This window comes from Acinetobacter sp. CWB-B33 (assembly GCF_039655955.1).
GTDB classification, from domain to species: Bacteria; Pseudomonadota; Gammaproteobacteria; order Pseudomonadales; family Moraxellaceae; genus Acinetobacter; species Acinetobacter bouvetii.
Window position 1 is genome coordinate 144080 of record NZ_JAGFEU010000003.1, and the last position, 14479, is coordinate 158558.

12 protein-coding genes are annotated in these 14479 nt (G+C 44.7%); 10 read left to right on the forward strand and 2 right to left on the reverse strand.

Annotation, left to right across the window (positions count from 1 at the left end):
* Positions 1-178 precede the first annotated feature (178 nt).
* The gene (locus JZ784_RS10015) at positions 179-868 is read left to right on the forward strand and encodes an ion channel (RefSeq protein ID WP_346314774.1); all 690 of its coding nucleotides are present in this window, start codon (positions 179-181) and stop codon (positions 866-868) included.
* Between the two features lie 75 nt (positions 869-943).
* Here JZ784_RS10015 and omp33-36 read toward each other — a convergent pair whose 3' ends face one another.
* Positions 944-1822, reverse strand: a complete 879-nt coding sequence (omp33-36, locus tag JZ784_RS10020) for a porin Omp33-36 (RefSeq protein WP_346314775.1) — start codon at positions 1820-1822, stop codon at positions 944-946.
* A gap of 505 nt (positions 1823-2327) precedes the next feature.
* Here omp33-36 and JZ784_RS10025 point away from each other — a divergent pair.
* The 4 genes from JZ784_RS10025 (at position 2328) to JZ784_RS10040 (ending at position 6697) form a co-directional block, all read left to right on the forward strand.
* Positions 2328-2489 carry a hypothetical protein gene (locus JZ784_RS10025; protein WP_346314776.1) on the forward strand — a complete coding sequence of 54 codons (162 nt, stop codon included), beginning with the start codon at positions 2328-2330 and terminating at the stop codon, positions 2487-2489.
* An 809-nt stretch (positions 2490-3298) separates the two neighbouring features.
* The gene (locus JZ784_RS10030) at positions 3299-5002 is read left to right on the forward strand and encodes a GGDEF domain-containing protein (protein ID WP_346315039.1); all 1704 of its coding nucleotides are present in this window, start codon (positions 3299-3301) and stop codon (positions 5000-5002) included.
* Positions 5003-5124: 122 nt separating this feature from the next.
* Entirely contained in the window at positions 5125-5979 is an 855-nt protein-coding gene (locus JZ784_RS10035) for a P-loop NTPase fold protein (RefSeq protein ID WP_346314777.1), read from the forward strand.
* Positions 5918-6697 (forward strand): hypothetical protein, encoded by a 780-nt coding sequence (locus JZ784_RS10040; protein WP_346314778.1) that lies wholly within the window; start codon positions 5918-5920, stop codon positions 6695-6697. Before JZ784_RS10035 ends, JZ784_RS10040 begins: the two co-directional genes overlap by 62 nt.
* Before the next feature lie 109 nt (positions 6698-6806).
* On the opposite strand, the gene uvrA is transcribed toward JZ784_RS10040, so the two are convergent.
* The gene (gene uvrA, locus JZ784_RS10045) at positions 6807-9638 is read right to left on the reverse strand and encodes an excinuclease ABC subunit UvrA (protein WP_346314779.1); all 2832 of its coding nucleotides are present in this window, start codon (positions 9636-9638) and stop codon (positions 6807-6809) included.
* 233 nt (positions 9639-9871) lie between these two features.
* Between uvrA and JZ784_RS10050 the strand changes: the two genes are divergently transcribed.
* The 5 genes from JZ784_RS10050 to JZ784_RS10070 all read left to right on the forward strand — a co-directional run bounded on the left by JZ784_RS10050 (position 9872) and on the right by JZ784_RS10070 (position 14449).
* The gene (locus tag JZ784_RS10050; protein ID WP_346314780.1) at positions 9872-10249 is read left to right on the forward strand and encodes a hypothetical protein; all 378 of its coding nucleotides are present in this window, start codon (positions 9872-9874) and stop codon (positions 10247-10249) included.
* A gap of 91 nt (positions 10250-10340) precedes the next feature.
* Positions 10341-10676: a GlpM family protein gene (locus JZ784_RS10055; RefSeq protein WP_346314781.1), complete on the forward strand. Its 336-nt coding sequence runs from the start codon at positions 10341-10343 to the stop codon at positions 10674-10676.
* Positions 10677-10834: 158 nt separating this feature from the next.
* Entirely contained in the window at positions 10835-11554 is a 720-nt protein-coding gene (locus JZ784_RS10060) for a hypothetical protein (RefSeq protein ID WP_346314782.1), read from the forward strand.
* Between the two features lie 294 nt (positions 11555-11848).
* A complete protein-coding gene (locus JZ784_RS10065) occupies positions 11849-12934 on the forward strand; it encodes a DUF475 domain-containing protein (RefSeq protein WP_005006825.1) in 1086 nt (361 codons plus the stop codon).
* 150 nt (positions 12935-13084) lie between these two features.
* Complete coding sequence (locus JZ784_RS10070) at positions 13085-14449, forward strand: MFS transporter (protein WP_346314783.1); 1365 nt, start codon at positions 13085-13087, stop codon at positions 14447-14449.
* Positions 14450-14479: the final 30 nt, after the last annotated feature.

The window sequence follows — 14479 nt, forward strand, 5'->3', positions numbered from 1 at the left end:
ATCATGCAAATTAATTGTCTGAAAGCAAAAAGCTTCATGCTAAGTTAATAGCAGATAACAGAATCAAGCGTATTTTCAGTCTTGACTATTCTATAGTGTGATGTAGACGATGGCTGTCCGGACAGCATCAGACATCCATAAAAATTTACGATAACCAGAACGTTTCGTGGAATGAACCATGCAAGGATTTATTGATTTTTGGAAAGGTTTCCGCCTGCTGCCGTCAGCCTGGCTGCTTCTGCTGCAGCTGCTGATTTTAATTTTGACCGCAATGCCGAATTTCAGCCTGACGTACCGCGCTGTGCTGTGGGTGCTGGGCGTATTGGTGCTGCTGCTGATTGCCAAAGTCATCCGCCAGACTCCCATGTTTACCATTTTAGGCCTAAGTTTTGTCGGCGGCGCCGTGATTTTTTCAACCCTGATCATTTTGGGAGTGAAAAATCCCAATGTTCAAATCATTGCCCACAGTTTTGAAGCGCTGGCATATTTCAGCGCCGCCTATGGACTGCTGCGCTATATGTTTGCCGACCGGTATTTAACTAAAGACGAGATGTTTGCTGCCGCGGCTGTATTTACTTTAATCGCTTGGGGCTTCGCTTTTCTTTACAGCATTTGCCAGCAGATTTATCCAGGCAGTTTTTCTAATCCGGATATTCCGGGCATGCAGTCTTGGCTGGATTTATTATTTTTAAGCTTTAGCCTGCAGTCTGCAACGGGGCTGTCAGACTTGATGCCTGTCAGTGCGCCTGCACGGGTTTTGGCGATGCTTCAGATGTTCTGCGGCGTGATGTATTTGGCGATGATCGTTTCACGGCTGATTGCGCTGCAGTATGTAACGCATTTGCCGAATAAGCATAAAGATGAATAGGACTGGCAACCAAAATTCAAGCCATAAAAAAGGACGCTTGAAGCGTCCTTTTTTACATTCAGATTCTAAAATGAATTAGAAACGGAATTTAGCGTTTACGCCAACAGTTTGGGTGTCGTTTTTAGCGCCTTCAGCATTTGCATAAACATAGTTCGCGCCAACAGCAACTGCTGGAGTGATGAAGTAGTTTACGTTCGCGCCCCAAGCTGAATCTGGAGTGCCTGCAAAGCTAGATGCAGCATATGAAACGCCAGTGCTTAGTTTAGGGTTCAAATACAGGTCAGTTTTGAATTGGTATGCAGTTGCATCACCGTAAACGATGCCAGATTCGAAACCGACAGCCATGTTAGTGCCGTCAATCGCGCCAACATATTTAGCGCGTGCAGTGATTGCGTCTTGGTCTTCGCCCAAAGTTTTAGTTTCGCCAGCAGCTTTAACAATGCCGTTAGACATGATGTTGAAAGCATCTAAAGCGAATTGATTAGCAGCGCTGGTATAACCAACAGCAACCAAGAAATTAGGAGCAGCAAGCGCACCAACTTCTAGAGCATAGCGGTCACCGTGGTCGTCTGCAACGCCAGCAGCTTTATTGTCAGTAATTGTATTGCTGTAAGACGCGCTAGCATATACAGGAACTACTTTAGTTGGAACATAAGCTTCAGCTTTAGCGCCAATAGTATGAACAGTTTTGTCAGCGATGCCGTCAACGTCATATTCGCCGTAGTTGTAAGCGATAGAAGCGTTAGACGCTTGGTTTAAAAACGCTGCTTCAGCCAATGGACCTTTAGAAGAGTCAACATTTTTGAAGTAGTAAGTGCCTTGAACAGCGCCAGTAAAGTTTTTATCGTTTACTGTATTGTCGATGTACTCAGATTGACCTTGTACTTCTACTTGATACGCTTGAGCACCGGTCATGGCTAATAATAAAGCAGTGGCTAAACCGAGTTTTTTCATGATAATTACCAGTTATGTTGCAAATGGATTAAACATTGAGCATTGTATTGTAACAAAACATTAAGTCAATGAACTAAAAGAACATTATGAATTTGATTGATTGCTCTAAAATCTATAATGTATTAAAAGTGTACGTTTGCACTTTCTGTTGTCAACCCAAAAAATTCTGTCATAACAGTGAAATATGTTAAATATTTTCTGTGTTTTTGCCGATTCAAAAAATAATTTAATTGTTATATTCGATCAATTTTATTTATTGATCGGTAAATTTACTGAAAGTGCAGGCCTGCTCACAGCTGTTTATAAGCTGAAATAAAGCAATGCAGGCTCAAAATGCTTCTTTTAGTAGCAGAAAGGCTTTGCCGAGAATTAGAACATTGCGCCATTCACATGCTTGCCGCATCCAGATCTGCAGCCATGCTTATCAATAAAGCCAGAGCTTCCGCATTGGGAAAAGCCTTTCTAGCCAGCGGTCTATGCTCTGCCATACACAAGAGCAGCTGGATTGAAGGAATTTCAAGTTTTTGAGTTTTTAGAAAGGGTAAATGCGCCTGTTACTGCATCAGCATCAAAATGGACCGTGTTGATGGTGTTTTTGCAGCTTAAAAAATTTGATGCTGCAATAATGATGTTAGGAAAAATTAAAAAGTTAAACAGTATTTTTTAAATATATGATTTTATTAATTTATTTTAACAGAATAAAGAGGCTAAAAATTCCCAATGATCGGCAGATTTTGAAAATAGGATGAACTTGCGTTCATCTTTCAATGCTTTTCAGCAGGAATTAATCCCGACGGTCATCCTAGGCTTTACTTATTTGGCGAAATATCACATAATGTGCTTATTAGATCAGCTTGATTGCTTTTTTTGTGATCCCTGACTGATTCTCCACAATTTTTTGTTTTATCCGCCCAGCTTTCCCCAAGGTTGGGCTTTTTTTTGCCTGAAATTTAAGATAATTGAGTAAAACTAATCAATTTGGTGAGAAATTTTTAAAAATGCACCAGCGGAAGCTTGTTTGTAAGGTTGTGCGCCAATATAGTGCAATAATTTCAGCAGAAGTGAATGATTGAGAATGAAATAGGCAAAAAAAATCCCAGTTCCTATTCAAAACTGGGATTTTCTCGCCAAAATGTGCGGGAAATTTAAAATTACTGCTGAGGATGATTTTAAAATGCCCTAATGCTGTGCATTATGCACCAAATTGTTGCATGTGTAAATAATTGAATTAATGCTTGATTTAAAAATAATCTATTTTTTTGTATCTTTATGAAATTTAAAATAAAAAATATTTTGTACAAAATGTATTTTTCTAAAGTAATTGAATATACTGAGCAACGGGCACTTGGGGAAAGGCTTGCATTTATTTGAACTGAAATAAACAGTCAAAGAGAATGCCGCGCCTAACAGTGGATTTTCTTTGCCTTGAATCAATCAGGGCACTAAATCATTGCGTGAGAGATCTAAGACATCGCTATAAATGCTTTGCGTTCAGAACATATCAGCAGCCGTTTATGGATAGCGATGCTTGTCATTGTCCTGTCTGTGTCTTTAATCGGTTTGCCGCTGATTGTGAGCAGCAACCGCAGCTATCAAAAAAGCGCCGAAGCGCTGCAGGAAATTCAAAGCTTAAAAATGGTGGCGGAACTTGCCAATAAAATTTCGAAAGAACGCGCGCCCGCCAATAATGCCATGTCTAGTTCGCCAAAAGATGTGCGGCAGCATTATGAGGCATTAAAAAAATATCGCGCTGAAGTTGATGTCCAAATTCAATCCACTATTCAAATGCTGGAAAAAACCGGTCAGCACGACATAGCGCAAGGGCTGCGGCAGCATTTTTTGCCGGCATTAATGAAAGGGCGAAAGGCCGTTGACGGCTATATTGCAATTCCCTATGCGCAGCGTGAAATGCGCCAGATGGATGATGCTATTGTGGCCATGTTCCATGCATGGGACCCCTGTTATGAAGCGCTGCAGGATATCGTCCGCAATGCAAAATCGAAAGATGATGCCTTATCCAACTACTATATTTTAATTTTATTGCTGGCCGACTTGCGTGATCAGGCGGGGCGCTCCGCATCCAATATCATGGCTGCGGTCACGTTTAATGAGCGCATATCTGATGAAAATCTTGGGCGGTCCATGCAGACCCAGCGCCAGACCCAATATCTGTGGCAGCTGGTCGGCGTCATTCAGCCTGATTATGCGAAAAATGATCAATTTAACCGGCTTTATCGGCAGGTTAAAGATCAATTTTTGAATCAGGGCCTGCCGATTGTCAGCAGCTTAATGGAAGACAGTTTAAAAGGCCGGCCTTTCAGCAAGAGCGGCCCAGAATTGACTCGGGAGATGGTTGGAAAATATACCACCGTTGTAGATTTGCAGAATTATATTTTAGAAACCAGCATCAGTACGGCGTATGCAAGACAGCAGGATGCTCAAAAAGAATTTATTTATGCCATTTTGATGGTTTTGGTCTCTTTGCTGACAGTGTTATTGACCATGATTTATGCCAAGAAATGGGTGTTTGGGCCGTTGATTCTGGCGCGGGAGCAACTGTTCAATCTTGCGCATGCAGAAAATAAAGCGCGTATTCCTGAGAAAAAAGCCAAAGCGGATGCCAGTATTTTTGATGCGATTAGCCGGTTGCAGGCTCGGCTGCAGCAGCGCGAAGCATTTGAATTTCAATTGAAGCATATTGCGCATTCGGATTCGCTGACAGGCGTCGCAAACCGTTTTGCACTGGATGAGTATATTAAGCTGCTGGAAAAACAGCCAAGCCAGTTTAAAAAAACCTGTTTGATGCTGATTGATATCGATAACTTTAAGCAGGTAAACGATAGTCTGGGCCATATTGCTGGCGATTTGGTGATTCAGTCTATCGCTGAAAGCTTGAAAAGCTGCATGCGGTCCTCTGATTTGCTGGTGCGCTATGGCGGTGATGAGTTTTTAGTATTGATTGAAGATATCAGCTTGGACACGGCGTTAAGGATTGCGGAAAAAATCCGCAGAACCGTTTTGGCTTCAGAGCTTTTTCAGAGTGAAGAATTTGGGCAGGTCAATGTCTCTATCAGTGCCGGGGTTGCTGTAGGGGCAGCCAGCTGGATGGCGTTGCTGGCGCGCGCGGATGAGGCTTTGTTTCGGGCGAAGGCGAAAGGCAAGAATACGGTTTCGAATTAGTTTTTGATTTGGCATGTCTATATGCCCCAGTCAAACGCGCGACATCCATGTCGCTGGTTATGTGATTGAATTTATAATTTTTAAAAGTTATAAAGGATATAAGTTATTAATATTTCAAGAAAATGAATCAGGCTCAAGAACAACGGTTAGAAGAAATTTTTAGAAAAAATGAAAATAAAAAAATCGCAATTGCAATCACAGGTTGCTGGGGTGTAGGAAAAACTTTCTTTTGGAATAAATTTAGAGAAAGCTATAAGTTAAAAAATAAATATGTATACGTTTCTTTATTTGGCTTAGAGTCACTAAGTGATTTGAAAACTCACATATATAGTAATATTGAAAATAACCATTCAGCGTTGGAAGTTCCTCGATGGATTCGCGGATTACCATCAATTTTAAAAGATACAAGAATTTCACAGTTTGGTATTAGTGCATCAGCGAAGGTTTTTGATAGTTTGATGTTTAATCAGGTGAAAGAAGCAGTCATTTGCTTTGATGATTTTGAGCGGATGTCAAACAAACTTGATATTAAAGATGTTATGGGTTTGGCAAACCAGCTTAAATTGGAGAAAAACTGTCAGATTATTTTGATCTTAGATGAAGATAAAGCTGAAGGTGAAAATAAGAAAAAATATGCTGAATATAAAGAAAAGTTGATCGATGAAACCATAAAAATTACATCTGTTGAGCCTTTGATTCGCGAAAATACAAAAGATATTGATGAGTCATTAGTGGACTTAATGGTGAATTTTGCAGATGAATTAGAAATACATAATTTTAGATTTTTTCAAAAGGTGATCAAGCTTTATCAGGCATTTAGAGAGCAGTTGCCTGAAGAAGTTGCTTATTCAACTAAAAAAATAATTTTAATCAGAATTCTACAGGGTTATTTTATTGCTGATTTTGGCGATAAATATGAATTTCAATGGGAAAATATCAAACTGGTTTTTAGAAGAGAAGCAAATAAATTGGTCTGAGCGCAAAATTAAAACTTATGAAGCTCTGCGGACGATTTCGTACAATTTTATTCACTCTGATGAATGGCTCACTGAATTTAGGAAGTGGTTTGATCAAGTAGGTGAACTGGATTTTAGTTTATTGAAAGAGTTGGTAACATCTGAATTGCTCGATGAGAACTATCAAAAGGCTAAAGAAAACATTGAAAGACTTATGCAACAATATAAGGCTTATGATATTGATTCTGAATTTTCTAAAAAGCTATCAAATGAGATAAAGGAAATCATTAAATTTGAGACTATAGATAATATTACGTTTTATTGTTCTATTCTTGCTGAATTTAATGAAATGGAAGAAATTAAGCATATAGACGATTTAGTAGAAATTTATCTAAAAAATGAATTCACCTTAAATAGGAATAAACTACTTGATAAACATTACTGGTATGGGAATGAAGAAAATAAGTTTAGAAAATATATAAAAAAATTATTAGATAATCCCATTTATTTTCAACAAGATGATTTTGTAAAAATAATTCGTTTATTTATTGATCGAGGTGAAATAGCATTTGGTGCAGATGAAGTGCTTGCACATTTAACAAAAGAAAATTTAGAGATTTTTATTTTAAATGAATATCCCCAAAATTTTAAAAGAGTCTCTTTAAAAGTAATCATTGAAGTAATATTGGACTTATACAATTATCAAAATTTTGATAATAAGCGTGATATCCAGATGTAGATTAAAGAAATTCTGGAAGAACAAGGTCACAACAAAGGATTTCCTGCTCAGTATATAAAATACTTCACTGAAAATTTATAAAAAAGGGCTCTTATGAGCCCTTTTTAAATCATTTCAACATCGGCTTCAAGAACTTCGCTGTATGTGAAACCTTCGATTTCACCACCTCTTCAGGCGTGCCTTCAGCAATAATCATCCCGCCGCCGGCACCGCCTTCAGGGCCTAGGTCAATCACCCAATCGGCGGTTTTAATCACATCCAGATTATGCTCAATCACCACAATGGTATTGCCCTTGTTGCGCAGCTCATGCAGGATATCCAAAAGTTTGGCAATGTCATGGAAATGCAGGCCGGTGGTTGGCTCATCCAATACATATAGTGTTTTGCCTGTATCGCGTTTTGCCAATTCACGCGCCAGTTTCACCCGCTGCGCTTCACCGCCAGACAGGGTTGTGGCCGATTGCCCCAAACGGATATAGCCCAAGCCCACTTGATTCAAGGTTTCTAAACGGCGGTGAATCACTGGAATGGCATCAAAGAAATGCATGGCATCTTCAACGGTCATTTCCAGCACATCCGAAATATTTCTGCCCTTGTAATTCACTTCCAGCGTTTCGCGGTTATAGCGCTTGCCGTGGCATGAATCGCAAGGCACATACATATCCGGCAGGAAGTGCATGGCCACTTTAATCATGCCGTCGCCTTCACAGGCTTCACAGCGTCCGCCTTTTACGTTAAACGAGAAACGGCCAGCCGCGTAGCCGCGGGCTTTGGCTTCCTGCGTCTGTGCAAATAATTCACGGATGGGAGTAAATAAACCTGTATAGGTTGCAGGGTTGGAGCGCGGGGTTCGGCCAATCGGGCTTTGGTCAATATCCACGACTTTATCAAGGAACTGCAGGCCATCAATCGAATCAAATTTTTCTGCTGTCAGCGTAGTCGCGCCATTCAATTGGGTGGCCGCTAAGGGCAGCAACGTGCGGTTAATCAGTGTCGATTTTCCTGAACCTGAAACGCCGGTGACGCAAGTCATAACGCCCAAAGGAATAGTCAAATCAACATTTTTCAGGTTATGGCCCGTTGCGCCCATCAGTTTGATTTGTTCATCTGGTTTTGGCGGCTGCACACGGTTTTTCGGCACTTCAATTTTTAACTTGCCCGATAAATATTGGCCTGTCAGAGAGTCCGGATTGGCTAGAATTTCTTCATAGGTGCCTTCAGCAATCACATAACCGCCATGAATGCCTGCGCCAGGGCCAATATCAATAATATGATCGGCGGCACGGATGGCATCTTCATCATGCTCAACCACCAAAACCGTATTGCCCAGGTCACGCAGGCGCACCAAGGTTTCCAGCAGGCGGTCGTTGTCACGCTGATGCAGGCCAATCGACGGTTCATCCAGCACATACATTACGCCCATTAGGCCAGCGCCAATCTGTGAAGCGAGACGGATCCGCTGCGCTTCACCGCCAGACAGGGTCTCAGCAGAACGCGACAGGCTTAAATAATTCAGGCCAACGGATACCAAAAAATGCAGGCGTTCACGGATTTCCTTAAAAATCTTGTCGCCAATTTCACCCTTTGCGCCTTCCAGCTGCACATGCTGATAATATTCTTCGGCATCGCCAATCGACATTTTGGTAATTTGCGCGATGGTCTTGTCTAAGATTTTGACATTGCGCGAAATTTCATTCAGGCGAGAACCATCGCAGGCATCACAGGCGGCATTGGATAAATATTGCGCCAAATCTTCCCGCACATAATTGGACTCCGTCTCGCGGTAGCGGCGCTCCAAATGCGGCAAAATACCTTCAAACGGCTGTACACGGCTGTGGCGGCGGCCGCGTTCATCAATATAGCTCAGGTCAATTTTTTCTTTGCCGGTGCCGTACAGGAATTTCTTTTTGGTCTCGGCATCCAGCTCATTCCACGGCGTTTCCAATGCAAAGCCGTAATGATCCGCCACTTTTTGGATCATGCTGTAATAATACGGACGCTGCCTGTCCCAGCCGCGGATGGCGCCTTCACTGATGCTCAGCGCATTATTCGGAATCAGCTTGTCTGCGCTGAAATGGCTGCGTGTTCCCAATCCGTCACAGACTGGGCAGGCGCCAAAGGGATTGTTGAAAGAAAACAGGCGCGGTTCCAGTTCAGCCACTGCGCGGTCACATTTAGGGCAGGAGTGCTTGGCGGAAAACACGCGGTCAGCCTGTTCGCCTTTCATCCACGACAAAATAGCAATGTCGCCGCCAAGGCGCAGCGCCGTTTCAAAACTTTCGGCAATCCGGTTGCCTAAATCCTCACGGACTTTAAAGCGGTCCACCACCACTTCAATGCTGTGCTTTTTCTTTTTGTCCAGTTCCGGCGGCGGATCAATTTCCATAATTTCGCCATCCACGCGCGCGCGGACAAAACCCTGGCTCTGCAGCTGTTCAAACAGTGCGCTGTATTCGCCTTTGCGTTCCCGCACCACGGGCGCCAGCAGCATCAGGGCCGTACCTTCTTCCAGCCCTTTGACTGCATCTACCATTTCTGAAACCGTTTGCGCCACCATCGGCAGGTCATGTTCCGGACAGTACGGCGTACCGACGCGGGCATACAGCAGGCGCAGATAGTCGTAAATTTCAGTGATGGTGCCGACGGTAGAACGCGGGTTGTGGCTGGTGGATTTCTGCTCGATGGCGATGGCGGGACTGAGGCCTTCAATCGAATCGACCTCAGGCTTTTCCATTTGCGATAAGAACTGGCGCGCATAGGCGGACAGAGATTCCACATAACGGCGCTGTCCTTCGGCATATAGGGTGTCAAAGGCTAAAGATGATTTTCCTGAACCGGAAAGCCCCGTAATCACCACAAACCTGTCGCGTGGAATATCAAGGGACACATTTTTTAAGTTATGGGTGCGTGCGCCTCGAATACGGATGTGGCTTTGGCTCATAAAAACATCTCAGTTTGCTGCAAATGGAAGGTTATATATGATAGCGCATGAAAAATGTTCAAGTGTAAAAAACCTCGAATTTCATGTTCATATTATGAGAAAAAGGCAGGATTGCTTCAATCTACCCTGGCTTCGGTATTGGCTCAGCGGCGGAGAAGCCTGCTAAACTAAGCGCCTTCGGCAGGCGGGGCAGCAAAAGCATAAATTGTTGAGCCCTGCATTAAGGACAGCACATGAATTTAAGAATGAATTGTACCGCGCTTTTGGCCGCGGCAACGCTGCTGGCATTAACGGCCTGCAGCAAAGCGCCAAATGCGCAGAAAGCACAGGCGGAAAAATACCCTACTGTGGCAGAGGCCACGAAAGCGCTGAATGCGGAAAGTGAAACCATTGATCGCTTGATTGTTCAGCTGGGGCAAGCCTCCTCTGAGGCGGATGAAAAAAAGCTGAGCTGCGTACAGATTCCTGAACACTATGCGCGCATGCTGGCCATCATTGAAGCCAATCAGCACCTGATGACAGCTTCGGATCAAAAAATCCAGCAGGATTTTAAAACGCTGGCGCTTGAGCAAAAGCGGCAATTCGAAAGCAACCGGCTATGCAAGTCATAAACAGATTCAAAGCCCTGTGCGATGACATCTTAAGTCTAAATCAACAGTCAGCCTGCATGCGGACGCTCTGCATCGGCTGGAGAACGGGTCAATGCTGTCCTTATTTTTAAAAAGCCTGCTGGGCGCTGCTGCAGTCTTGGTGATTGCCTTCTTTTCAAAGAGCAGGGTATTTTATATCGCTGGATTAGTGCCGCTGTTCCCCACGTTTGCCCTCATTGCCCATGTGATTGTCGCGCAAGAGAAGGGGGCGGAGGCGCTGCGGCAAACAGCGCTGTTTGGCATGTGGTCTTTAATCCCCTACTTTATCTATCTGCTGCTGGTTTATCTGCTGGCCGAACGCCTGTCTTTATGGGGCTGCCTTGGCGCGGCCGGCTTAGGCTGGGCGGCGGCCGCTGCGGTGCTGATTTATGCTTGGCAGCAATTTTGAGTTCTGCCACCTCTGCATATGATCCAAAAAACTGGATGAAAATGAGGAAAAGTATATTTTTTCCAATGACTTGATTGAATAAAAGCTAGACTTCAAAGGGCCGTTTTTGCATATAATGCTTAAAAATTAAACTTTATAAAGATTATAAGCATACGAATATGTTCAATAAAATATTGCCGTTTTTTGCGGGAACAATCATGAGCGCTGCGGCCTGTGCGGCAGATACCAAAATTCTGGCCTTTGAGCAGTTTATCAATCCGTCTGAAAAGCAGGCGTATACAGCTGCAGCGCCTGCAGTTGCGCCGAATGCGCAAGTCTGGTCTGCGGTATATATGGTGGTTCAAGCCAATCAAGCGCCTGACAATACGGCGCTTGGCTTTAAAGTCATTCCTCAGGGCATTTTATTTAAGGCCGCGCCTGCGAAAAAGCTGGATCAATATGCGCTTGAAGGGATTAATCTGGCCAAAAAAAAGCAATATTCACTGACCCAGTTCCAAGACCTGGCTGAAATGATTCAGGATCAGACGGGTAAAAAAATTGAAGAAGCGCCCGTCTTTAATGCTGATCAGGCGCATGTTTATGCAAGGGTGGAAGACTGGGTGCCTGAATATAACACCCAGGCCGCCGGCCTTTCTATTGAATTGGGGCCTTTGCAGGATATGGACGTCAAGGGGCTTTATATCATGATGGGAGAGGGGGAAAAGCCCAAAGATTTGACCGCGCTTGCCAATCTGGATCCGATGTTTAAATCGCAATATCATGCTGATACCGCAGAAGCCAAAGCGGAAGCGCGGTCTTCATTTCGCGAAGCCCGCTGGATGATTCTGCTGGTGGTGCTGGCCATGGGGATTTATTTAGGCTGGTACCGCAGAACATAAATCATGCGCATCGCGCCTGAGCCATGAAAGGCGCGTTTGGGCTTTATCTCTTGTGTTTGCCGCAAAGGGCTGATCAACAAGAGCCTTGTTATTTTTTCTGCAATAAAAACATTTGAAAAAATCAGGCTGTTCCGCAGTTAAGCGGGAAAGCCTTCATCCATGCAAGAAAATCACACGAAGTGTTTTGGCATCGCTGATAAAAGCAGTCATAATTGCGCACATTAAATCTTAAACACTTTTCTTTAAGTTTTACCCAATTTCCCATCTTTCAATAAATTCATAGGTCGATTTGTCATGATGAAACATTTTGGTTTCTCTATCATCTTTACGGTCGTGTGTCTGGGCATCGCCGCGTATTGGGGGTTCACCCATGGGCCAAACGCCGGCATACAGGCCATGATTACCGCACTGACGATTACCGCAATCTTGGCGGTGATGGAAGTATCGCTGTCGTTTGACAATGCCGTCGTCAATGCTTCGGTGCTCCGCGGCTGGGATCATTTCTGGAAAATGATCTTTTTAACCGTCGGCATTGTGATTGCGGTTTTCGGCATGCGCCTGATTTTCCCGATTGTGATTGTTGCAGTCACTGCGGATATGGGCATGCTGGAAGTGGTAAAAATGGCCTTGAATGACCCGATTCACTATTCAGAAAAGCTGATGGCGCATCATGCGGAAATTGCCGCCTTTGGCGGCGCATTCCTGATGCTGGTATTCCTGAACTTTTTTCTGGATGAAGGCAAGGATACCCATTGGTTTAAGTGGCTGGAAGCGCGTTTGTCCAATCTGGCCAATGTGCCGGCGATGTCTGCTTTCTTGGCGCTGATTGCGCTGCTGATCATGGCAGCGAATGTCGAAGAAGCGAAGCGCTTAGTGGTGACGCTGGCGGGCATATGGGGCATTGTGATTTATATTGGCGTACAGGTGCTGAGCCATTTGCTGGGCGGTGAACCGGAAATTGATGAAGAAGGCAATGCGGTGGCGCATGATGCCAGCGGCGCGACCACAGGCGTCGTCAAGGCCGGCATCGGCGGTTTCCTGTATTTAGAAGTGCTAGATGCTTCATTCAGTTTTGACGGCGTGATTGGCGCATTTGCAATTACCTCGGATGTGGTCATCATTATGCTGGGCCTTGCCATTGGCGCCATGTTTGTGCGCTCAATGACCATTTATCTGGTCGAAAAAGGCACATTGGATGCATACATTTTCCTTGAGCATGGCGCGCATTATGCGATTGGCGCTTTAGCATTCATCATGCTGGCCAGCGGCACAGGCGTGCACGTGCCGGAAGTGGTGACAGGCTTAATCGGTGTGGCATTTATTGTGTGGGCGGTGATTGCATCCATTCAATACAAGAAGCGCCAGGAACAGCACCGTTAATTTTCACTTCATAAAGACGGGATACAATCTAAGGGTGCATAAATTGCGCCCTTTTTTATTGCAGGGTGAGTGCATGAATACATCAGCACCGGCAGCCGGAATGATGTAGGATATCCCCATCTGTTTCCCCTTTAATTTACGCTTATTGATATGATGAATGCTTTAGAACGCCGCTCAACTTTTGCCCTAAGCAGTATTTTTGCATTGCGCATGTTGGGCCTGTTCATGATTATTCCTGTATTTTCCGTGGCAGGGCAGTCTTATCAATACGCGACACCTGCGCTGATTGGTCTGGCGGTAGGCGTGTACGGCTTAACTCAGGCAATTTTACAAATTCCTTTCAGCCTGATTGCTGACCGCTACAGCCGGAAGCCTTTGGTGGTGATCGGCCTGCTGCTGTTTGCATTGGGCGGCGCGATTGCGGCCATGTCTGAGACGATTTACGGGGTGATTATAGGCCGCGCGATTGCGGGCGGCGGCGCCGTTTCTGCGGTGGTGATGGCGCTCTTGGCTGATGTGACCCGTGAAGAACAGCGCACCAAAGCCATGGCCGTTATGGGCATGAGCATTGGCCTTTCTTTTGTCGTAGCATTTAGCCTCGGGCCTTGGCTGACAGGTCTTGTGGGAATTTCTGGTTTATTCTGGGTGACAACCATTATGGGCTTGGCCGCGATTTCCATGCTGCTGCTGGTGCCAAAAGTCACCCGCCATCACCGGAATTATCAGCAAGGCTACCTGACCCAGCTGAAGCAAGTGCTGAAAATGGGCAATCTCAACCGCCTGCATGTATCGGTATTTTCACTGCACCTGCTGCTGACGGCAATGTTTATCTATGTGCCGTCTCAGCTGATTGATTTCGCCAAAATTCCTTTATCCAGCCATGGCCTGGTGTACCTGCCCTTACTGGTAATCAGCCTGTTTTTTGCCTTTCCGAGCATTATTCTGGCGGAAAAATACCGCAAAATGCGCGGCATTTTCCTCATCGCGATTGGCGGCATTATTTTGGGGCTGGCGGTGCTGATTTTCGGCTATGAGTCGAAATATGTGCTGCTGACGGGTTTAGGCCTGTTCTTTATTGCCTTTAATGTCATGGAGGCGCTGCTGCCGTCGTGGCTGTCTAAAGCTGCGCCGATCCAGTCTAAAGCCACCGCTATGGGCGTAAACGCCAGCGCGCAATTTTTGGGCGCATTTTTTGGCGGTATGATCGGCGGACAGCTGCTGCTGTTGAACAATACGGCAATGGGCTGGAGCATTTTAACCGCGATTGCGGTCATTTGGCTGCTGATCAGTTTCGGCTTGGCGCAGCCGCGCTATCTGTCTTCACTGGTTTTGCGCTTGCCTGAGGCAAAACAAACAGATGAATGGACTTCTCAGCTTTTAGCGATTCGTGGTATTGAAGAGGTCGTGGTGATGTCTGACCAGCAGGTGGCCTATGTTAAAGTGGACAAGCAGCAAATCGATGATGCTGCGCGACAACATTTAACGCACTTGTTCGGGAAAGAGGTAGCCATTTAAGCATAACTCTTATAAAGTAAATAATAGAAA